This window comes from Azospirillum largimobile (assembly GCF_977007025.2).
The window spans coordinates 1-19,767 of sequence record NZ_CDRMUA020000002.1 but is presented as its reverse complement, the minus strand read 5'-3'; the positions used below and the strand labels follow the sequence as shown (position 1 = coordinate 19,767).

At 66.3% G+C, this 19,767-nt stretch carries 19 protein-coding genes; 12 read left to right on the top strand and 7 right to left on the bottom strand.

Translation table 11 applies throughout. From position 1 onward, the window contains the following. Positions 1-392 precede the first annotated feature (392 nt). A complete protein-coding gene (locus ACWPKK_RS13535) occupies positions 393-572 on the top strand; it encodes a hypothetical protein (RefSeq protein ID WP_324865625.1) in 180 nt (59 codons plus the stop codon). A 35-nt stretch (positions 573-607) separates the two neighbouring features. Here the strand turns inward: ACWPKK_RS13535 and ACWPKK_RS13530 are convergent, their stop codons facing one another. Then, positions 608-1,693 (bottom strand): LacI family DNA-binding transcriptional regulator, encoded by a 1,086-nt coding sequence (locus ACWPKK_RS13530; RefSeq protein WP_452004856.1) that lies wholly within the window; start codon positions 1,691-1,693, stop codon positions 608-610. A 395-nt stretch (positions 1,694-2,088) separates the two neighbouring features. Here ACWPKK_RS13530 and pyk point away from each other — a divergent pair, with 395 nt between their 5' ends. From pyk to ACWPKK_RS13510, 4 genes are all read left to right on the top strand, one after another. Further along, entirely contained in the window at positions 2,089-3,588 is a 1,500-nt protein-coding gene (pyk, locus tag ACWPKK_RS13525) for a pyruvate kinase (RefSeq protein WP_452004853.1), read from the top strand. A gap of 95 nt (positions 3,589-3,683) precedes the next feature. Further along, positions 3,684-3,938, top strand: coding sequence for a hypothetical protein (locus ACWPKK_RS13520; protein ID WP_452004850.1), 255 nt, complete (start codon positions 3,684-3,686; stop codon positions 3,936-3,938). A gap of 156 nt (positions 3,939-4,094) precedes the next feature. Continuing rightward, positions 4,095-4,778, top strand: coding sequence for a hypothetical protein (locus tag ACWPKK_RS13515; protein ID WP_452004848.1), 684 nt, complete (start codon positions 4,095-4,097; stop codon positions 4,776-4,778). 19 nt (positions 4,779-4,797) lie between these two features. After that, on the top strand, positions 4,798-4,998 hold the full coding sequence (locus ACWPKK_RS13510; RefSeq protein ID WP_452004845.1) for a hypothetical protein: 201 nt from the start codon (positions 4,798-4,800) through the stop codon (positions 4,996-4,998). Between the two features lie 104 nt (positions 4,999-5,102). Here the strand turns inward: ACWPKK_RS13510 and ACWPKK_RS13505 are convergent, their stop codons facing one another. The 3 genes from ACWPKK_RS13505 to ACWPKK_RS13495 form a co-directional block, all read right to left on the bottom strand. Then, the gene (locus ACWPKK_RS13505) at positions 5,103-7,178 is read right to left on the bottom strand and encodes a recombinase family protein (protein WP_452004842.1); all 2,076 of its coding nucleotides are present in this window, start codon (positions 7,176-7,178) and stop codon (positions 5,103-5,105) included. Positions 7,179-7,376: 198 nt separating this feature from the next. Then, entirely contained in the window at positions 7,377-7,751 is a 375-nt protein-coding gene (locus ACWPKK_RS13500; RefSeq protein WP_452004840.1) for an IS630 family transposase, read from the bottom strand. A 38-nt stretch (positions 7,752-7,789) separates the two neighbouring features. After that, on the bottom strand, positions 7,790-8,302 hold the full coding sequence (locus tag ACWPKK_RS13495; RefSeq protein ID WP_452004837.1) for a winged helix-turn-helix domain-containing protein: 513 nt from the start codon (positions 8,300-8,302) through the stop codon (positions 7,790-7,792). 60 nt (positions 8,303-8,362) lie between these two features. Here ACWPKK_RS13495 and ACWPKK_RS13490 point away from each other — a divergent pair, with 60 nt between their 5' ends. Next, positions 8,363-8,656 carry a HEPN domain-containing protein gene (locus ACWPKK_RS13490; protein ID WP_452006635.1) on the top strand — a complete coding sequence of 98 codons (294 nt, stop codon included), beginning with the start codon at positions 8,363-8,365 and terminating at the stop codon, positions 8,654-8,656. Between the two features lie 36 nt (positions 8,657-8,692). Here ACWPKK_RS13490 and ACWPKK_RS13485 read toward each other — a convergent pair whose 3' ends face one another. Continuing rightward, on the bottom strand, positions 8,693-9,238 hold the full coding sequence (locus ACWPKK_RS13485) for an N-acetyltransferase family protein (RefSeq protein WP_452004835.1): 546 nt from the start codon (positions 9,236-9,238) through the stop codon (positions 8,693-8,695). A gap of 5 nt (positions 9,239-9,243) precedes the next feature. Beyond that, positions 9,244-10,488, bottom strand: coding sequence for an MFS transporter (locus ACWPKK_RS13480; protein ID WP_452004833.1), 1,245 nt, complete (start codon positions 10,486-10,488; stop codon positions 9,244-9,246). A gap of 75 nt (positions 10,489-10,563) precedes the next feature. Between ACWPKK_RS13480 and ACWPKK_RS13475 the strand changes: the two genes are divergently transcribed. The 3 genes from ACWPKK_RS13475 to ACWPKK_RS13465 all read left to right on the top strand — a co-directional run bounded on the left by ACWPKK_RS13475 (position 10,564) and on the right by ACWPKK_RS13465 (position 14,412). After that, entirely contained in the window at positions 10,564-11,454 is an 891-nt protein-coding gene (locus ACWPKK_RS13475; protein ID WP_452004830.1) for a LysR family transcriptional regulator, read from the top strand. 117 nt (positions 11,455-11,571) lie between these two features. After that, positions 11,572-14,079: a hybrid sensor histidine kinase/response regulator gene (locus ACWPKK_RS13470; RefSeq protein ID WP_324865611.1), complete on the top strand. Its 2,508-nt coding sequence runs from the start codon at positions 11,572-11,574 to the stop codon at positions 14,077-14,079. 138 nt (positions 14,080-14,217) lie between these two features. Then, positions 14,218-14,412, top strand: coding sequence for a hypothetical protein (locus tag ACWPKK_RS13465; protein ID WP_452004827.1), 195 nt, complete (start codon positions 14,218-14,220; stop codon positions 14,410-14,412). A 91-nt stretch (positions 14,413-14,503) separates the two neighbouring features. Here the strand turns inward: ACWPKK_RS13465 and ACWPKK_RS13460 are convergent, their stop codons facing one another. Then, positions 14,504-14,908 carry a 6,7-dimethyl-8-ribityllumazine synthase gene (locus ACWPKK_RS13460; protein ID WP_324865607.1) on the bottom strand — a complete coding sequence of 135 codons (405 nt, stop codon included), beginning with the start codon at positions 14,906-14,908 and terminating at the stop codon, positions 14,504-14,506. Positions 14,909-15,322: 414 nt separating this feature from the next. Between ACWPKK_RS13460 and ACWPKK_RS13455 the strand changes: the two genes are divergently transcribed. The 3 genes from ACWPKK_RS13455 (at position 15,323) to ACWPKK_RS13445 (ending at position 19,580) form a co-directional block, all read left to right on the top strand. Beyond that, entirely contained in the window at positions 15,323-16,429 is a 1,107-nt protein-coding gene (locus ACWPKK_RS13455; RefSeq protein ID WP_324865605.1) for a hypothetical protein, read from the top strand. Next, entirely contained in the window at positions 16,426-17,844 is a 1,419-nt protein-coding gene (locus ACWPKK_RS13450; RefSeq protein ID WP_452004823.1) for a hypothetical protein, read from the top strand. The genes ACWPKK_RS13455 and ACWPKK_RS13450 overlap by 4 nt, the downstream gene beginning before the upstream one ends. A 722-nt stretch (positions 17,845-18,566) precedes the next feature. After that, on the top strand, positions 18,567-19,580 hold the full coding sequence (locus ACWPKK_RS13445) for an NAD(P)-dependent oxidoreductase (RefSeq protein ID WP_149168370.1): 1,014 nt from the start codon (positions 18,567-18,569) through the stop codon (positions 19,578-19,580). Positions 19,581-19,767 lie beyond the last annotated feature (187 nt).

The following is a 19,767-nucleotide window of genomic DNA, read 5'->3' as shown; positions in this document are numbered from 1 at the left end:
CGCGGCGTCTATGACAACGCTGTCAAAGAAAAAAGGGGCGCGCAGCCCCTAAGATGCTGAAAATAAAAAGCTCTTCTTGGGATCTGCGGCAGGGCGCCGCATCGTTTGCCTAGGTCAGGCTATACTTCTGGGGAGAGGGCATATTCATGGCCATGTCCGGGGTTCTTCTATGAAGCCCGCAAGTCATGGCCAAATAATAGCGCTGCGACCGGTAAGGAGCGGAGGGGCCGGGACCCATAATAGCGCTGCGCTGCGCTGCAGCATCGTAAAGCCAGTCATGCGGCACCGGCTGTTGTGCATAGTGACAGCGCTGTCAATAATCTCGGGCAACGGCGGGAATGGCCCCGCCACCCTTTCACCCGATGCCTGCGCATCGTGATCAGGAGCGCAAAATGTCAGAACAGCCGGCGGAATTTCAACGTTTCGCCTTGAAGTTCATGGTCATGGCGATACTCGCGGCGGCGGTGGAACTCGCCGTGCTGCACGGGTTCGACTCAGGCGAGGCCGAAACCGGCCATGCGGAGTGGGTCCGGAATGTTCCGGTGCTCGGCATCGATCTTCCCTTTACCTGATCGGGTCCTTCACCTGACTGGCGGACAGACCGGGCTCAGGTGCTTTCCCGCTCCACGATCTCGAAGCCGATGTCGACGATCTTCTCGACGGGCTTGTCTTCGAACCGCGCGAGCATCGCTTCGGCCGACAGCCGGCCGATCGCCTGCCGGTCGATCCGCACGGTGGAGAGGGCGGGATAGGTGTAGGGGGCGAATTCCAGGTCGCCGAAGCCCATGATCGCGAGATCGCCCGGCACCGACAGGCCGCGGGCCTGGGCTTCCGTCAGGACACCTTGCGCAAGCGCGTCGGAGCTGCAGAAGACGGCATCCGGAGGCTGCGGCCCATCCAGCAGCTTCGCCAGCCCTTCGCGCCCAAGCTTCAGGTTGCCGGGCGCCGGCAGGATCGCGACCTGGATGTCGGTGACCCCGCGTTCGGCCGCGGCCTCCTCGAAGCCCCGGCGGCGGACGGCGGCGCGTTCGTCGCTCGCCCAGACCAGCCCGAGGCGGCGGTATCCCTTGCCGATCAGATAGGCGGCCACCGCGCGCCCGAGCTTCTCATGCGAGAAGCCGACGAGCATGTCGATGGGCGTGGGCGTGAGATCCCAGGTCTCCACGACCGGAATCTTCGCCGCCAGAAGCCGCTGCCGGCTTTGCGGCGAATGGGTGATGCCGGTGAGGAACACCGCGTCGGGGCGGCGGCTCAGCACCGTGGCGAGCAGTTCGTCCTCCCGCGAGGCCGGATAGCCCGACAGGCCCAGCAGCACCTTGTAGCCGGCCTCGCCCAGCCGGTCGGTCAGGCATTCGACCGCTTCGGCGAAGATCGAGTTGCCGATGGTCGGGACGATCGCCGCCACCAGCCGGCTGCGCTTGGAGGCGAGGCCGCCGGCCAGCAGGTTCGGCACATAGCCGCTGCGGGCGATCACCTCCCGCACATGCTCCAGCGTGTCCTTGGTCACCAGTTCCGGCCGGTTGATCGCCCGTGAGACGGTGATCGGCGCCACCCCGGCCATCCGCGCCACTTCTTCCAGCGTGACGCTGCCGGAAGAGCGGCTGGAAGTCCGGGGCGCGGCTTTTTTTTGATCCGGCTGGGGCGCCTTCTTGCCCGGCTTCCGTTTGGCATGGGTGGGCAGGGGATCCGACACGAGTGTACCTTCGGTAAGCCGGTTCAAGAGTTCAGGACAACATAGGGCTGTCGAGCGCCGTTTGCCAAGTTCCCGAGGGTCCAGTCCAAGCCCCTTCGGCAAGATGAACGAGAGGATGGGCGACTTGTCGCAGGAAACGACGAAGAAAATTCTTCTCAAGCCATGGGCACGGCGATACGGTGCCGATTGACAGCGCTGTCATAAGACGGCGTGGCTGAGATCGGATCCGATCCGCCGCCGGCCGGAAGCGCGGTCCACGATCCTTCGCCCGCTGCGCCGGCCCCGTTCCGGGCGGCGCCGGTGCTCCGCCGTTCCGGCGATGCCGCAGCCCACGCGCCGTGCCGCATTCCGCCATGCCCAATGTTCCAGGCACCAAGTTCAGGAGTAACCAGCCCATGGCCCTTCTCCGCAGCAGTCCGTCAGGCCTTCCGCCGCGTCAGCGCAAGACCAAGATCGTGGCGACACTCGGACCGTCCAGTTCCACGCCGGAGCGCATCCGCGAGCTGTTCGTCGCCGGGGTCGACGTCTTCCGCCTGAATTTCAGTCATGGCAGCCACGCGGACCATGGCGAGCGGCTGCGGGTGATCCGCGAGATGGAGCAGGAATTCGGCCGTCCCATCGCGATCATGGCCGATTTGCAGGGGCCGAAGCTGCGGCTCGCCACCTTCCGCGACGGGTCGATCACCCTCAGCCCGGGGCAGGCGCTGCGGCTGGACCTGTCGTCCGAACCGGGTGACGGGACGCGCGTGGGCATGCCGCATCCCGAAATCTTCGCGGCCCTCCGGCCGGGGGCCGAACTGCTGCTGGACGACGGACGGGTCCGGCTCAGCGTCACCGCCTGCGGGTCGGACCATGCCGATACGGTTGTGGTCAGCGGCACCCGCCTGTCGGACCGCAAGGGCGTGAACGTGCCGGGCGTGGTGCTGCCGCTGTCGCCGCTGACCGCCAAGGACCGCCTGGATCTGGACTTCGCGCTGGAGCAGCGCGTGGACTGGGTCGCGCTCAGCTTCGTGCAACGGCCGGAGGACGTGGCGGAAGCGCGCCGCCTGATCGGCGGGCGTGCCGCGCTGCTGTCGAAGATGGAGAAGCCGCAGGCGATCGAGCATCTGGAACTGATCGTCGAACTGTCGGACGGCGTGATGGTCGCGCGCGGCGACCTCGGCGTCGAATTGCCGCCGGAGGATGTCCCGGCGCTTCAGAAGCGGATCGTGCGCGAGGCCCGCTTGGCCGGCAAGCCGGTGATCGTCGCCACCCAGATGCTGGAATCGATGGTGTCGGCGCCGGCGCCGACGCGGGCCGAGGCATCGGATGTCGCGACCGCCGTCTATGACGGAGCCGACGCCGTCATGCTGTCGGCCGAAACGGCGTCGGGCGAGTATCCGGTGGAAGCGGTGTCGATCATGGACCGCATCGCGCAGCGCGTCGAAGCCGACCCGCTTTACCGCAAGATCGTCGAATCCCAGCACCCGAGCCTGCAGGAAACCTCCGCCGACGCGATCACCGCGGCGGCCGGGCAGGTCGCCAGGACGATCCATGCGGCGGCGGTCGTGACCTACACCACCTCCGGCTCGACGACCTTGCGCGCCAGCCGGGAACGGCCGGACGTGCCGGTCCTTTGCCTGACCTCGAACATGGCCACGGCGCGCCGGCTGCAGCTTGCCTATGGCGTGCACAGCCTCCACACGCGCGACATCGGCAGCTTCTCCGAGATGGTGCAGAAAGCCGTCCGCTATGCCCATGCCAGCGGGCTTGCCCAGGAAGGCCAGCGCGTTGTCATCACCGCCGGCGTACCCTTCGGAGTTCCGGGCAACACCAACATCCTGCGGATCGCCTGGGTGGAGCGGCCGTCGCAGGGCTCCTCGATGCAACGCGAGACCGCGGCGTGTTTTCCGTGAGCGCCGCCTGTTGTGACGATCGGCCGTATGGTTCAATCTGATCCCGGCACATGAGGCCTGTCGAAAGAGGCCCGACGGGAAGGGGAGGACGCAGCATGGCCCTGCCGGATCGCAACGACGCCGGAGCCGGCGACGGGAAAGGCCCGCTGGCCGGGGTGGACCGTCGGCTGCTGGTGGTGGCGCTGGCCCTGGCGCTGCTGACCCTGCTGGCGGTGCTGGACCAGCATCGGCCGACGCCGGGATCGGCACCGCCGGTCGACTGGCGGCTGCCCACGGTGGAGCTGCCGCGGACGGTGCCGATGGCGAAGGCGCCCAGTTCGCACCGGGACGAGCTGCTGGGGGCGGACTGAGGTGGACGGATTGATCGGGTCAGCCGAAACCCAGTGCGCAGAAGGTTGACTCGTTTTCGAGGAAGCATCACCTTGGGCTGTATGAGCCAAACGGCATTCAAGATTGAGAACTTAATACCGAACCCACCACCGCCTACCCAGGCGGAGGTGGATGATGTGATTCTGCGCCTTGCCCTCAAGGAGGCTGAGCCGCAGTTCCGTGCCGCTGTTTCGCAGATGTTGCACTTCGAGCGGTTGGCGGAAGGGTGGATCGAATCGGTCAGGAAAATTCTGGAAAAGCTGCCCGGTGCAAGTGCTCGCGACCTCGACCTTTTCGTGGCGGGGTTTTCTGAATTCGTCAGATATTCGCAGAGCGACCTTGTCCCGTGGATCGATCGAGCAAATCGCGAGCTTGCTGACATCGAGCGTAGAACGCCACAGTATCGCGCAACTGTCGGTGAGGTTTGGCGGCGTATAAAGAACGCCTGTGAAGGGGTTCTGGCTCAAACCAGGGATGCATTGGCCGCAGGGGGTGCGGAAAAGGCAGTCAGGTTTCCTGAAACGTTTTCCTCTACCTTGCCTGAAGGCAAAAAAGAGCAGGACGACCTCGATCAGCTCGCGGCGCAGGTTTATAAATATTTCGCCGATCGCGCCTTTGGGGTTGATTGTGAGGTGGGTGCCGAAGACCTCGGCGATGAGCGTCTCTATTTTGTAAAAGTATTAGTCTGTGCGGATGTGGAAAAGCCACATAGGCAGTTTGCCGAGCAGGAAGATCATATACAAAGACTGGTCGAGGAAATAAAGCCGGAACTCTTTGGGCGGGCACATTTGCGATACATGCGGGGAGCTGATGCAGCCTAGTTTATGGGTGGCGGTTGCGATGTGCCTGCTGACCAAAGATGACCAGAATGAAGCAGATTGGCGCTCTGCCGCTCACGCGGCTTACTACGCGGTTTATTACCGCCTCTCCTATGAAATGACCTTCTGGAGCCAAGGCGGGAAGCAGAGGGATTTGATGCGGCCGGTTTCGGCGACGAGCGCGTTCCAGGCGTCGCAGCAAGCGTCGATGATGGCGTCCTGATCGGGAAAGACCCGCAGCGACATCAGCTTCTCACGCAAGAAGAGCCAGACCCGCTCGATAGTTTTGCCATGGGACCTCTCTCTGTTGGGTTCCTGCTGAAGGGCTCAGCCGGTAACGGAGGCGTCCTGAGTTGGGAGATCCCGCAAGCGGACAAGCCAAATCCGTTGGCCGCCGACCTGTGCCAGATGGCCCTTGATGCGTCCGCGTCGGAGCCAGCCGTAGACCGTTTGGCGATGCACTCCCAGGTGTTCGGCAACCTCTTGAAGGGTCAACTCGTCCTCCGCGCCTCGCGGCACGTCCTGTGACCAGATTGGTCGTAGGGCTGCGATCCCGTGCCGCTGAAGCAGACGGCGGACCATGGGCGCGTTGAACATCGCCCGTTTCGCTGGCCGCCAGCCCTCCGTGTTCAGAACCTCGGCGATCACCTCCGCCGTTCGCCCTTCACCGCGCAGTTCGCTCAAGCGGGCGATCAGCCGCTCATAATTCTTCAACTGCTTGAAACGGCGGATTGGGCGCGTGACCTCATGGTGAGTCTGGACGCCGCCGGCCCAGTGGCATTCGACCCGGACCCATTCGGTGTCCTCCTCGACGCGGATGACCACCCGGTCCAGCATGGCCCGTGCGATCGCCTGCCGATCCGCTGCTGTGGTCGTGGCCTCTCTCCACAGCGCCGGGACGTCCGCGGCCAACTGATGCACCGCCTGCTTTTCGGCTTCGCTCAGGCGCAAAGGTTCCCGCGCCAAGGCTCGGTCATGCTCGGCTTGCGCGGCATCTCTGGCGGCGATGGCCGCCTCCCAGTCCCGTTCCAGGGTGCGGGCAACCAGACGGTTTTCCGGGTCCACGGCCTCGTAGCGCCGTCGCGCCGATGTCATCTCATAATCGGCGCGCTCGAGCCGAAGCCGCCATTGCCGGTGCCGTTGCTCGCGTTCGAGTTCGAGGTCCTCGGCGGCCTGGAGGCTCAATTCGATCGCCGAGGGGGCAAGCGCCTCGAGCATCAGAGCGGCGACCAGCGCGTCCACCGGTCGGGCGCTGACCGATTGGCAGCGCGGTCCACCGAACGTCGTCTGGAGTTGGCAGCACAGATAGCGCGCCTCGGTTCCCCCGTCGCGGTAGCTCATGGACATGCGCCGCCCGCATCGGCCGCACCGCACCAGCCCCGCGAGGAGAGCCGGTCCACCGCGGGGAACGCCATTCTGTCGGGAGCGGTTCGCAGCCATCTGCTCCTGATTCCGCTCGAAGGTGTTCCAGTCAATATAGGCCGGCCAGCAGTCCCGGCGCAGTACCGTCCACGCGGCGGGATCGTGCACGAGGCGCCGGCCGCTGTGGGGTTTGCCCGGTTGCCGCAGTCGGGCATCTTGTCGCCGCCGGCCATACACGTAGGCGCCGGCATAGGCGGGATGATGGAGCATGTCGCCGATGGTGGCCCGGTTGGGACGGCTCCAGCGCACCTCACCCTTGCGCGGTCCCGTTCGGATGCGGTCGGGGAGCCTGAGATCATGCTCGACCAGATAGCGCAGCACCCCGTTCACCGAGCGCCGACGCTCGAACACAGCGAAAACCAGCCGGACGGCGGCCTGGACCTGCTCATCCGGATCGAGGGCAACCTCGCCGGACGGTCGGATGACGAAACCACGCGGCAAGCCCACGACCAAGGCGCCACGCGCGGCTTTGGCACGCCGACCCTCGAGCATGCGGGCCTTCAGGATGTGCAACTCCGCCTCGCTCATCGTGCCCTTCAGCCCCAGCAGCAGACGATCGTTGTAAATGGACGGGTCGTAGATCCCATCGGCGTCGCCGATCAGGGTGTCGAAGAGCGCGCACATTTCCAGCAGTTGGTGCCAGTCGCGGCACGAGCGCGCCAGTCGGGACACCTCAATGCCGAGCACGAGGCCGACATGGTTGAGGCCAACTTCGGCAACAAGGCGCTGGAAGCCGGGTCTGTCCAAGGTGGAGACGGCGGAGCGCCCGAGATCATCGTCGATGACCATCACCTGCTCGCGGCGCCATCCGAGCCGGCAAGCCCGCTCCGCGAGCGCATATTGCAGGCGGGTCGATTCCTGGTTCCGCTCGACCTGCCGCATGGTTGACTGGCGGACATAGACCACCGCCTGCCGATCACGATGGCGGGATCGGACCTTGTCGGGGAACGGCGGCTCGGTTAGAGGCGAATCTTGGTTCATCACTGGCCTCCTGGGCCGCAACCAGGCGGCTTCGGATCAGGCTGGCCACCAGCACGATCAGTCGCCGCCGCCGGTCGGGCGGCAGTTCCAGCCACTGGATCGCTTCCTGCCTTGAACTGCTCATGATGTCGCGCCATCCAGACGGCCAGAGCATGAAGAGCCTCATGCCCCAGCCGTGGTGTCAACAGAACCGTCGTTTCAGAGGTTCCCTGCCGGTGTGTTTTCGACCGGGTTGCACTCGGGCGAATAGGGCGGCAAGGGCACGAGGGTGAGATTGGCGGGCACGACCAGGCTCTTGCTGGCGTGCCAACCGGCGCCGTCGAGGATCATGACGGCGTGGTCGTCCGGGGCCAGGGTGGCGGCGAAGTCGGCGAGGAAGCGGTTCATGGCGACGGTGGACACCGTGGGCAGGACGAGGGCAAAGCCTTCCCCCGTCTTGGGTTCGACGGCGGCATAGAGGTAAGTCCAGTCGAACCTCTGGTCGCAGAGGCCGGGGGGACGCTGGCCCTTCAGCCACCAGCGATGACACAGCCGCCCCTTCTGCCCGAACCGCGCCTCATCTTGGAAAAACACGCGCAGGCGCTTGCCCGGGTGCGCCTCGGCGGCCGCCGTCAGGGCGCGGCGAAGCCCCCTTTTTTGAAGCGCTCCTGCGCTTTGCTCTCGGTTTTCGGGTGAACGGGCCGGGCCTTCTGGCGCGAGAGGCCCAGCCGCCGCAACGTCCGCCCGACGCTGTGCGGATGAAAGGTTTTGCCGAACTTGGCGGCGATCCACACCGCCAGGGCCTCGCAGGTCCAGGTGCAGACCCCATCTACGGCGGGGTCCGGTCCTTTGAAGACCGCGGCCGCCAAGGCCGCCTGCTCCGCGTCGCTCAGCCACTCCGCCCGGTGCCCCTTGGGCCGGTCGAACAGGCCCGCGACCCCTTCCACGTTGTAGCGCCGCACCGCGTCCCGCAGCGCCTGCCGCTCCATCCCAGCCAAGCGTGCGGCCTCCGCCCGGTCCAGCCCATCCAAGGCGTTGGCGATGGCATACGCCCGCGCTGCCGCCCGACCGTTGCCGCACCGCCGTGCCCAGAGCCGCAGGTCCGCCGCCGTCATCCCGTCCGCGATCTTCAGGATTGCCGACATGGTCACCCCCACTCCCGGTGGAGCTTCAGTGAATCATGCTCGCTATAATTTGGGAACCCCCTGCGGCCCGAGAGTCAGTTCAGGCGTGAGCCGGTATATCACGCATCCGCTGCCTATTTCCGTCTTGATGCGACAGGAGAGTACGCCCGGCATTCGGACGTACATGATCTCCTGAAGGGTATGAAGTTGGACTCCAATCCACCGCGTTACATTGTTGCAGCCAAGCGGGTCCATGGGGAACTAAAGCGCCTGAGGGTACGTGCGGATTATTACGTCAAAGAGCATTTTTCCGCCGATGATGCCGACCGGGCGCTTCAGTTGGCTCAAATGGTGATTGTTCCCTCTGGCAGATAACAGCGGCTGGCTATTCTGGCCGTTCAGTCTGCCAGCCTACACTTTCTCTCCTCGTTCCGCCGGCAGCCCGTCGCTGCCCTCGCCCAGCGGGCGTTCCATCAGGACGCTGTCCAGCCAGCGGCCGAACTTGAAGCCGACCGCCGGCAGCACCCCGACGGGACGGAAGCCGCAGGCGGCATGCAGGCCGATGGAGCCTTGGTTGGCGCTGTCGCCGATCACCGCGATCATCCGGCGGTATCCCGCCGCCTCGCAGATTTCGATCAGCGGCTCCATAAGCGCCCGGCCGATGCCGCGCCGGCCCATGCCGTCGGCGACGTAGACGGAATTCTCCAGCGTGAAGCGGTAGGCGCTGCGTGTGCGGTAGAGCCCGGCATAGGCGTAGCCGGCAAGTCGCCCCTCGCACTCCGCCACCAGATAGGGCAGGCCGCGGGCCAGGATGTCGGCGCGGCGGCGGGCCATTTCGGCTTCGTCCGGCGGAACCTCCTCGAAGGACGCGGTGCCGTGCAGGACATGGCGGGCATAGATCGCGGCGATGGAGGGGATGTCGGCGTCGGTGGACGCCCGCACGGTGATGGCAGGCATATGTATCAACTCCGGTGAGGACGGTCGGCGGGAAGAAGAAGGGCGCAGACGGTCGCCAACCCGCCGCCAACGCCGAGAAGCGCGAAACCCCAGCCCCAGGACGAGCCGCCCATCTGGCCACCCATGCCGCCGGCCTGGTCCAGCACCAGCCCGACCGCCAGCGGTGCGGCGCCCCCGGCGCCGAAACCCAGGATGGAGCGCACGGCCAGCGCCGCGCCGAGGCTGCCGGGTTCGACCGATTCCGTCATCGCCGTGGACAGGACGGGGGAGTCGCCCAGCGCCGAGAAGCCATAGAGGGCGGCCACCGCCAGCACCAGGACCAGCGGCATCCCGTCCATCCAGCCGATGGTGAAGGAACAGGCCGCCCCCAGCAGCCCCATCGCCACCAGAACGGCCCGCCGGCCCAGCCGGTCCGACGCCCGCCCCATCAGCAGCGACGACAGGAAGCCCGAGAGATGGATGGCCGCGGCGATCCACAGCCCGCGCATGCCGGCGCCTCCGGACTCGGAAAGGCTGGCGGTGAGGAAGGCCGGAAGCCAGGCCCACATGCCCAGCAGTTCCCAGCAATGGGTGGTGTAGCCGGCGGTCAGCAGGAAGGACCGGCGGTCGGCCAGGAAGCGGAAGGCGCCGCGCAGCCGCCGGGCGCTACCGCCGGCGACCAGATTGGCGCGCCCGCGCAGTCCCGGCGTGGCGAGCAGTGCCGCCAGCAGCGGCCCCAGCCCGCAGGCGATGAAGGCGGCCTCGTAGCCGAACCGCTCCGCCAACCATGCTGCAAGCGCGATGGAGGCGAAATAGCCGAGCGACCCCGCCCCCAGCAGCCAGCCGACCGCCGCACCCCGCCGCGCCGTCGGCACGCCCTGCGCCACCAGCATGATGGAGGGGGCATAGGTTCCGCCCTGCGTCAGGCCCATCAGCGCGAACAGCAGCAGACCGCTTTCCGCCGAGCGGGCGAAGAAGGCGAAGGCGAGGCCGGTCAGGGCCGTCGCCCAGCTTGCCCACAGGAACACGCGCTTGGCGCCCAGGCTGTCGGCGAACCAAGAGGACCCCACCAGCGACAGGGCATAGCCGATGTTGAAGACGGTCTGGATCGATCCGGCCTCCCCCGCCGACATGCCCCAGGCCTGCATCGCCGGCACGAGCGCGCCGGCATAGACCATGAAGGACAGCGACGTGGCGAAGCGGCTGGCGCACAGCAGCACGAGCCATGTGGAGGAGGGGGGCGGGGAAGGGGCCGGGGAGACGGTCGTCATGGCCCCACCGTCGCGGAGCATCGCGGAAAAGGCAAACTTATTGATTTGATCGGAATCATAAGGAAGGCTGTGGGTATGCGCGGCCTGAATCTCGACCAACTCATCACCTTCGCCACCGTCATCGAGCATGGCGGCTTCACCGAGGCGGCAAGCCGGCTCGGGCTGACCCAGCCGGCGGTCAGCATGCAGATCCGCAATCTTGAGGAGCGGTTCGGCGTGCGGCTGGTGGAGCGGGTGGGCAAGCGCGCCCTGCCGACGGCGGCCGGCCGCGACCTGCTGCCCTTCATCCGCCGCATGCGCGACGAGGTGGAGGCAGCATCCGCCGCCATGGGACGGCACCGCGCCGGGCAGTCGGGACGCGTGCGCATCGGCACCGGGGCGACCGCCTGCATCTACCGGCTGCCGCCGATCCTGACCGCGCTCCGCGCCGCCCATCCGGGGCTGGAGATCATCGTCGTCACCGGCAACACGCCCGACATCCTGGACGCGGTGGAGGCCGGAACGCTGGACCTCGCGCTGGTCACGCTGCCGGCCGTCCGCGCCGGCCTGTCCATCGAACCGGTGTGCAGCGAGGACCTGGTCTGCGTCGGGCCGCGGATCGGGGATGGGCCGGCGCCGGACGGCATCGCCCCGGCGGCGCTGGCGGACGGAGCGCTGATCCTCTACGAGCGCGGCGGCACCATGCGGGCGGTGATCGACGGCTGGTTCATGGCCGGCGGCGTGCAGCCGCGCCCGGCGATGGAACTCGGCAATGTCGAGGCGATCAAGAACCTCGTCGCCGCCGGTCTCGGCCGGTCGATCCTGCCGTCGGTCACCGTCCAGGGACCAAGCGACTGCGACCGCTTCGCAGTCCAATCCCTGTCTCCGCCGCTGGTTCGCACGCTAGGGTTGGTTTTGCGGCGTGACAAAGTGCCTGATCCCGGTGTGCGGGCAATGGTCGGGGCGATTACAAATATGCGGTATTGATAAAGATAAAATTGATCGCTTCTTCAATCATCAGTCCTATTTCCTTTGGAGGGTTTACAGGGGCTTTCGGTCTTGCGCACTCTCGTCTACTGAGACTTTCGTTTTTCTTGAGCGCCTATGACCAAGCCGCAGTCTCTCCCGGATGAGCCCGCGACCAGCCGGATGGGGGGCGGGGCGGGTCCGGATGCCCAACCGAACGCTTCCCCGAACACTCAGCCGACTGTCCAACCGGGTACCGCTCCCGATGCGCAGCTGGCGGCGCGGGTGGAAGAGCTGGAGCGGGAAAACGCGCGGCTGAGCGCCGCCCTCGCCAACGCCTGCACCGGCTGCGACGACCTGCTGACGGTCACCGCGCTCAACGAGGATCTCCGAACCGCCTTCGATGCCCTGGAGCACAGCCGTGCCGCCCACGCCGACAGCGAAAGGCGGCTGCGCGCCATCCTGGACAGCGCCGTCGGCCACGCCATCCTGACCTTATCGCCGGACGGCAGGGTGACCAGCTGGAATCCCGGTTCCGTCCGCATCCTGGGCTGGACGGAGGAAGAGGCGCAAGGCCGTCCGGTTGCCTTTCTCTTCCCGCCGGAAGATGTCGTGGCCGGCGTGCCCGACGCGCTGAGGCTGCGGGCGCTGGCCGAAGGACGCATCCAGGAGGAGCGCGCCTTCCGCCGCAGCGACGGGGGCACGGTCTGGGGGGCGCTGACCATCCTGCCGCTGCAGGGCGACGAGGAGGGTTACCTGTGGATCCTGCACGACCGCTCCGACGAGCGGCGGATGGAGGAGGCCATCGCCGACGCGCGCAAGCGTGCAAGCGACATCCTGGACAGCATCGACGAGGCGCTGGTGGCGCTCGACCGCGATTACCGGGTGATCTACCAGAACCGGCGGGCCGAACAGCTTGACCACCAGCCGCTGTCGGCGATCCGTGGCCGCCGCCTGTGGGAGATCTGGCCCCAGCTTGCCGGCTCCGACCTCGAGGCGCTGTGCCGCAAGACCATGACGGAACGGGTGCCGACCAGCATGGAGAAACGCCTGGACGGCGAGGACACCACGCTGTGGCTGGAGATCCGCATGCTGCCGACGGCGGAGGGGGTCGGCTGCTTCTCCCGCGACATCACCATGCGCAAGCGCGCGGAGGAGGAGGCGCGCGCATCGCACGAGCGGGCGGTGATGATCCTGGAAAGCATCAGCGACGCCTTCTATGCCATCGATCACGACTGGCGCTTCACCTACATCAACCGCAAGGCGGAGCAGCTCTGGGGCCGGTCGCGCGACACACTGCTGGGCCGGCGCATCTGGGACGCCTTCCCCAAGGTGCTGGGCAGCGAGGCGTTCGAGGCGCAGAAGCAGGCGGTGCGCGAAGGGCGGGAGATGACCGTCGAGGTCAAGTCGCCCATCCTCGGCGATTGGGTCGAGATCAGCATGTATCCAAGCCCGGACGGGCTTTCTGTCTATTTCCGCGACATCACCGCCCGCCGGCAGGCGCAGCAGGCGCTGATGCAGGCGAAGGAAACGGCGGAGGCGGCCGACCAGGCCAAGGGCAAGTTCCTGGCCGCCGCCAGCCACGACCTGCGCCAGCCGCTTCAGGCGCTTCTGCTGTTCGTCGACGTGCTGAAGCCCCATGTGCAGGGCAGCCAGGGTGCCAACGCGCTGATGCATCTCGGCCGCGGGCTGGACGCGCTGAAGGAGCTGCTCGACAGCCTGCTGGACATGTCGCGGCTCGACGCCGGGGTGGTGCAGCCGAACATCGAGACCGTGCCCATGGTCCCGCTGTTCGACCACATCGCCGCCTCCTACCGGCCGGTCGCGGCGGCCAAGGGGCTGGACCTGCATGTCCTGTCCTGCAACGCTTCCGCCCGCACCGACCGCACGCTGCTGACCCGCATGGTGCGCAATCTGGTGGAGAACGCGCTGCGCTACACCGAGAGCGGCCGGATCGACATCGAATGCCGGCAGACCGGCGGCCGCCTGCTGATCGAGGTGCGCGACACCGGCATCGGCATCCCGCCCGACCATCTGGAACGCATCTGGGAGGAGTTCCATCAGGTCGGCAATCCGGAACGCGACCGCAACCGCGGCCTCGGCCTCGGCCTTGCCATCGTGCGGCGGCTGTCGCAGCTGCTGAACCATCCCGTGGACGTCCAGTCGAAACCGGGGCAGGGGACCAGCTTCGTCATCGCCCTGCCGCTCGGCCGGACCGTCGAGCGTCCGCTCAGCCCGGCGGAAGCGGCGACGACCGGCCACGGCCGCTTCGCCGTGGTGGTGGACGACGACGCCATCGTGCTGCTGGGGCTGGAGACGATCTTCCGCGAATGGGGCTATGAGGTGCTGGTCGCCGGTTCCGCCGACAAGGCGGTGGAGGCGCTGCGCCGCAGCGGCCGCCGCCCCGATCTGGTCGTCGCCGACTACCGCCTGCGCGAAGGCCGCTACGGCACGGAAGCCGTCGCCGGCATCCGCGCCCTGTTCGAGCAGGCGGACGAGCCGCCGGTTCCGGGCCTGATCCTGACCGGCGAGACCGGCCCCGAGTGCGAACGCGACGCCGCCGCCCACGGGCTGGGCATCATCCACAAGCCGGTGACGCCGCGCCAGCTCAGCCATGCGCTCGGCGAACTGCTGGGATTGCAGTGATCGGGCCTGCGCCCCTTCGCCATTTGGAAAGGCGCAAATGTCGCGGCTCCGGGTCCGGCTCGGACTTTGTTCGACCGCCGCGCGGCCTTAAGCTGGACAGTTGTGCTGTCGTGCGGGGGCTCTGTGGGAAGAGGGATCGTGAGTATTCTCGGATGGCTCGCCATGCTCTGCGGAGGGGCTTGGGCAGTGCTGGCGGTGATGTTCATGGGGCTGGACGCGCCGGAGAGCACCCTGGCGCTGCTGATCGCCATGCCCGGCGCACTGCTGGCGCTGCTTGGGCTGGGGCTGGTCGTCCTTGCGAATGCTTTGGGAGCGTCGCGGCGGTCCCGTTAGGTGCGGGCGCCCCGACGACCGGGGGCGGCCTGCCGTTCGGCGGGGCGATGCGTGTTGCGCATCGCTGGAGCCCCGCCGAAATGCAACCGCGTCAGCCCTGCTCGATCAGGTCGGCGCAGGCGTTCACCGCGGCGGCGGCGTAGGGTCGGATGCGCGCCGGGATTTGCGACGGGTTGATGCCCGGCCCGAGGATGCCGACGCCAACCGGCTTCATGAACTGAAGCTGCAGGTCGATCAGGCTGCGGATCACCGCATGGCCCATGACGTTGCCATGTTCGGTCTCGCCCCGCTCGATGATGCCCAGCGCCACCGCGCCGGCGACGTCGTCGCGCATCAGCAGGCGCTTGATCGCCAGCGGCTTTTCCATCGAGCCGGGAACCCAAACCTCCGCGACGATGCCGAGGCCGCGGCGGGCGGCGACCGCGCGCGCCTCGTCCAACATCTCTTCCCCTTCCTTGCGGTGGAACCGTCCGAGCACGATGCCGATGTTGCTCACCCTCTGTCTCTCCCCTGATTGGCGGCCCGAAGTCCGGCGGTCTGAAGTATTACGGTCTGAACCTGCGCCCAAACTGTCGCGTCGCCGCGCAAAGCGCAAGGGGCGTCGCCTGTTTGAAAATTTCCGCCGACCTTCGAAAGATTTCCGGCTCGGATTCTCAAATGCGGCCCGTCTTCCGCCGCATTACGTCAAGGCTTCGGCGAAGGATAGCCCTTTGCGGTCAAGGTTAAGTTTCGCCTACGGTTCGCTCCCAACTGCGGCAGGCCGTCGCAGCGTGCTACAAATCGGTACAAATTGCTCGCCGCCGCTTGTGTTGCGACCATGTAATGATGGGAGCGTGAGGTTCGCGCCGGTCCTGGCCTGAAGGGCGGCGCGGCCGTAACAGATCGGTCAGGCGAATCCGGAACGGCAATCATGTTGAAGGGTGCGATCGAATACGCGCCGTCGACCTTCGAGGAACGGGGGGCCGCGGTGGCCTTCACCACGCCGCTGCTGTCCCAGACCCGCGTGCGCCGCGGCGAACGGTCAAAGCTGGAGGTGCTGATTCCCAGCCTGTCGCAGGGCATGGGCATCTATGTGGTCGCCTGGAAATCGGTGCCCGACATGGTGTCGATGACCATGCACGACCGCTATCTCCACGACCTGATCGTGAAGGAGGACGCCTGTTCCCCCCACGAGATCCGCCGGGCGACGCTGAAGGCGGCGCGGCGCGGGCTGGCCGGGCCGAAGGCGGCGCAGGCCGCCCGCCGCGCCCTGGAGGATGATGAGGAGCAGAGCACCCTCACCCATTACCTGCTGATCCTGTCGATCCTGAAGGCGGTCGGGCTGGAATCGCCGGACATGCTGAAGGCCGGCATCGACACCGACGAAGGGCAGCGCTTGACCCGCCAGTTGATGACCCGCGCGGCGGAAAGCCTGCGGATGGACGCGACCCTGCTCTATTCCCGGTTGGCCGACGTCGCCGCGGTCGCCGCCCCGGTCGGGCTGGCGCGCTCGCCAAAGCCCGGCCGGCTGACGCGCGGGCTGATGGACCTGAAGGGGTTCCGCGACAGCCTGACCGACTGGGCGCGCGAGGTGCCGGGCGACGCCGCCCCGGTCGCGGCCTTCTGCGCGGAGGTGGCGCAGCACACCATCGCCATCGGCGACAAGGTGCTGGGCGACTTCCACCGCCGCATCGAGGCGATCGGTCCGCTGATGCGCGACTGGGACAGCGAGATCGTCCGCGTGCGCGCCCAGGCGGCGCGGATGGCGTGGCTGCTCGACGGCTGGAGCCACATCACCGGGGCCTGGGAAGTGGCGCAGACCGAGGACCACCACCAGCAGGCCGCGACCGTCAACGACCTGTTCCGCATCCTGCCCCTGCTGCCGAGGAAGGAGTCCAGCCGCGACTTCGTGGAGGATTCCAAGCAGGTGAGGCTGGCCCAGCGCCGCTCCGTCCGCATGCTGGAGGACTGGCGCACCGGCCAGATGGACATGGACGCCATCCGCCGGATCGAGGCGGTGAAAGCGCGCTCGCCATGACGGAACCGGCGGACGGAAGCGGACAGGGCAAGGTCGACCGCCTGCCGGGGCTGGAAAGCCGGCTGTTCGACATCCCCGAGGACAAGTTCATCGAGGTCGTCCGCCTGCTGGAGCGGGTGCGCGACCATCCCGACGTGCGCCAGACCTTCGCCGCCATCCGCCCGCGGCTGGTCCAGGTGCGGCCCGGCCGCCGCCCGACGATGAAGCGTGTCCTGTGCATGCCGTTCGAGGATGTGCTGGAGAGCTTCAGCGGGGTCGACGTGCCGCTTGGCCGCATCGAGCGGCGGGTGATCGAACCGGTCTGGCGGCTGGTGACGGAATGCGGCGACACCGCCCTGATCGACCAGCTCGACCGGCAGGTGCAGGAGACCGCGCCCGGCAACATCAACGCGTTGCGCAACATCGGGCGTCGGCTGTGGCCGATGGCCGCCCAGGCCATTCGGAGCGCGGTGGAGCAGGACGGATCGCGCCAGATGGTGTGGCGGCTGCTTCACGGCGACGAGGAGCTGCGGCGGCAGGTTCTGGACGTCGCCGCCTTCCTGGACATCGGCCTGACGGTGGAGGCGCTGAAGGACACGCTGGCGCCCAAGCCGCTGCCGAAGCTGGACGACCACCATGTGGAAGCCATCGAGCAGGCGGCCCAGGCGGCGGCGCGCCAATCGCCGACGCTGGTCTATGACCTGCTGCTGGTCGCCTCCTCCCGCATGGCGAACCCGGCCGACCTGCTGACCGTGCTGAACGACATCGACCTCGGCAAGGCGCGGCGGGAACAGCCGGTGATCTTCGCCCAACTGAGCGGGCTGGTGGTCACCAACCTGGAGGAGCGGAGCGCCCGCCTGGACGGGAACGGCTTTGGCAACGGCGGCGAGGCTGCCGTCTCCATCGCTCCGGAGGAGGCCATCGCCATTGCCGAACGGCTGGTCGCCAGCGTCAACACCACCTCCGCCGTCATGGATTTCCTGGCCGAGCCGGTCTATCGCGAGCGGCTGGACGCGGTGAAGGCGGCGGTGCGGACCATGGTGACCGGCAGCGTTCTCGACACCGCGCCCCAGGGCATCCTGACCGCGGTAGCGGCCCCCGCCGCCAATGGGCGGCCGGTTGCCGTGGACGACGACGCCCAGAGCGCGGCGGAGGACCATGCCCGCGCCTTGCGCCGGTGCGAGGGGCTGGCCGACGCGCTCGGCCTGCACCAGCCGCTGAAGGATGCCATGGCGTCGATGGAAAAAGGCCTGCTGGAGCGGGCACAGGCGTTGCTGGCGCAGTATCCCAGGGCGGCCGGCGACCCGGACGATGCGGAGACGGCGGAGATCAACCTTTTCTACGCCCTGCGCCTGCTGGAAATGGTCGCCGGCCCCGCCAGGGCCGACCGGCTCCGCACCGTCATCATGGCCGCGACGGGAGAGTTCGCGGAGTAGGGGATAGGGAGGCTAATCCCCCTCTCCCCCCTGGGGAGAGGGGATATCTCGACTTTGCGCGTTGTGGGTTATAATTCCTATCATGCGCCGATCCAGAAGGTGGCCTCGTCGGCAATGAAGGCGAGAGCCTCGTTGTGCCACCGGACACTCGGGGATAAGCCACCAGGACAGGTATCGATAGCCGGTGCAGTTGTGGTAGATTAAGTCTTTTGATCAGGAGCCGAGCTATCCGTTTCTATAGGTCAGCAGATGCTTTGGGTTCTCCAGCCAATCATGGCCTGAAGGTGAGGCGCGAGGTCGCCGGTACTAGATTAAATGAATTGGCTTAGAAGCTGGATTTTTTTGGGATTGTCATCTTCTCGTGCCGATTGCAAGGGTTAGCAGGGCAGAAAAGCCAGTCGCCGGAAACAGCGGCAGGCAAATCGAGCTTGTCCCGCGGGACAATCAAGGCGGTGTCGACAGAATATGGCTCGTTGACAGTTCTTTTTCGGAACGGTGGTGGATCACATTGAGGTTGCCGCTGATAAGTGGCTCGGCGACGTAGCGAAATAGGTTTCATGGACGACGGGGTGATCGGCCGTGAGGTCCACTGGATTTCTGTGTTCGTACACACTAAGCGAAGATATGCAATTTAGCCAGATCTGGTCGCAGTCTACGACTACAACGTACGCTCGGTCTTGAATGGTGGGACCTGCCATCTAGGATTGTCCTAGGTAACTCATGTGGAGGTTAAAATCTTGATTGTTGCTTTAGTGGGATCGTCCTCCTTTGATCGATTCTTCAATCCAGCCCATGACGAGTTGCAACGGCGCGGCCATAGTGTGGCGCGGTTCTTAACACGAAACGATCTGCTTGCCGCAGTTGACGCGCTGCAGTGTTTGGAAATCCTTGGCGCGTCCTCAAGCTTTACAGCCGACCGGGAGTTGTTTGCCAAGATGCCGCGTTTGCGCGCATTGGTTTCCCCGTTCACAGGGGTCGAAGGGTTCGATGTTTCGGCCGCGACAGCAAACGGCATACTCGTGGCGAATGGCCAAATTACGGAAAACTCCGTCAGCATGGCCGAGGCCGCAGTTCTCTTCACGCTGGCTTCGCTCTATGACCTTCATGGCACTGAGCGCTACCTTCGCGAAAACCTGCCGCGTCCCTCGCAGGTCCGTGCGCGGATGCTCATGGGAAAGAAAGTTGGCCTGATAGGCTTTGGCAAAATTGGACAGGCTATCGCGGAACGGCTGTCTGCATGGGGTGTGAGGCTCGTCGCCTCGGTGCGCACGACGCGACCGATGCCCGCATATGTCGCCGCGCAGAGCCTCGATGAGGTGCTCGCGACAAGCGATGTCGTTATCATGGCGGCTTCGCTCAATCCTGAATCACGAGGAATGCTGGATCTTGACGCGTTGCGCCGGATGAAACCGGACGTGGTGTTTGTCAACATCACGCGGGGCGGCATCGTCCCCGACGATACGCTCGCCGCGCTCGCCGCAGAGCGACCTGCTATGCGCATCGCCCTCGATGTGTTCGACCCAGAGCCGCTGAAAGAGAATAGTCCGCTGCGCGACCTTCCAAACGCCATCCTTACCCCACACATGGTAGGACATACGGTAGAGTCTCAGATGCGCCTGCCGGAGGCATTCTGCGAGAACCTTCTAGCGGTGGCAGAGTGGCGGGTGCCTGAATACGTTGTCAATCCGTCTGTGATCGAAACGTGGCTGAGAAAACAGGACAGCGCACAGCTATAGTTGCGACGTAAGCGGTGTGAGCGCACCCTTCACCGATTCCCCGGGATCACCGCATGGATCTGTTGCGGCGGGCCTTGAAGTGTTCGCGAAGGTCGAGGATTGCCTTGGCCAGGGCTGGTAGTCGGCCTCGATGATAGGCGTTGTGCCGATCAGAAGAGGGTGCAAGGCCTGGAACGTGGTGTGTTCA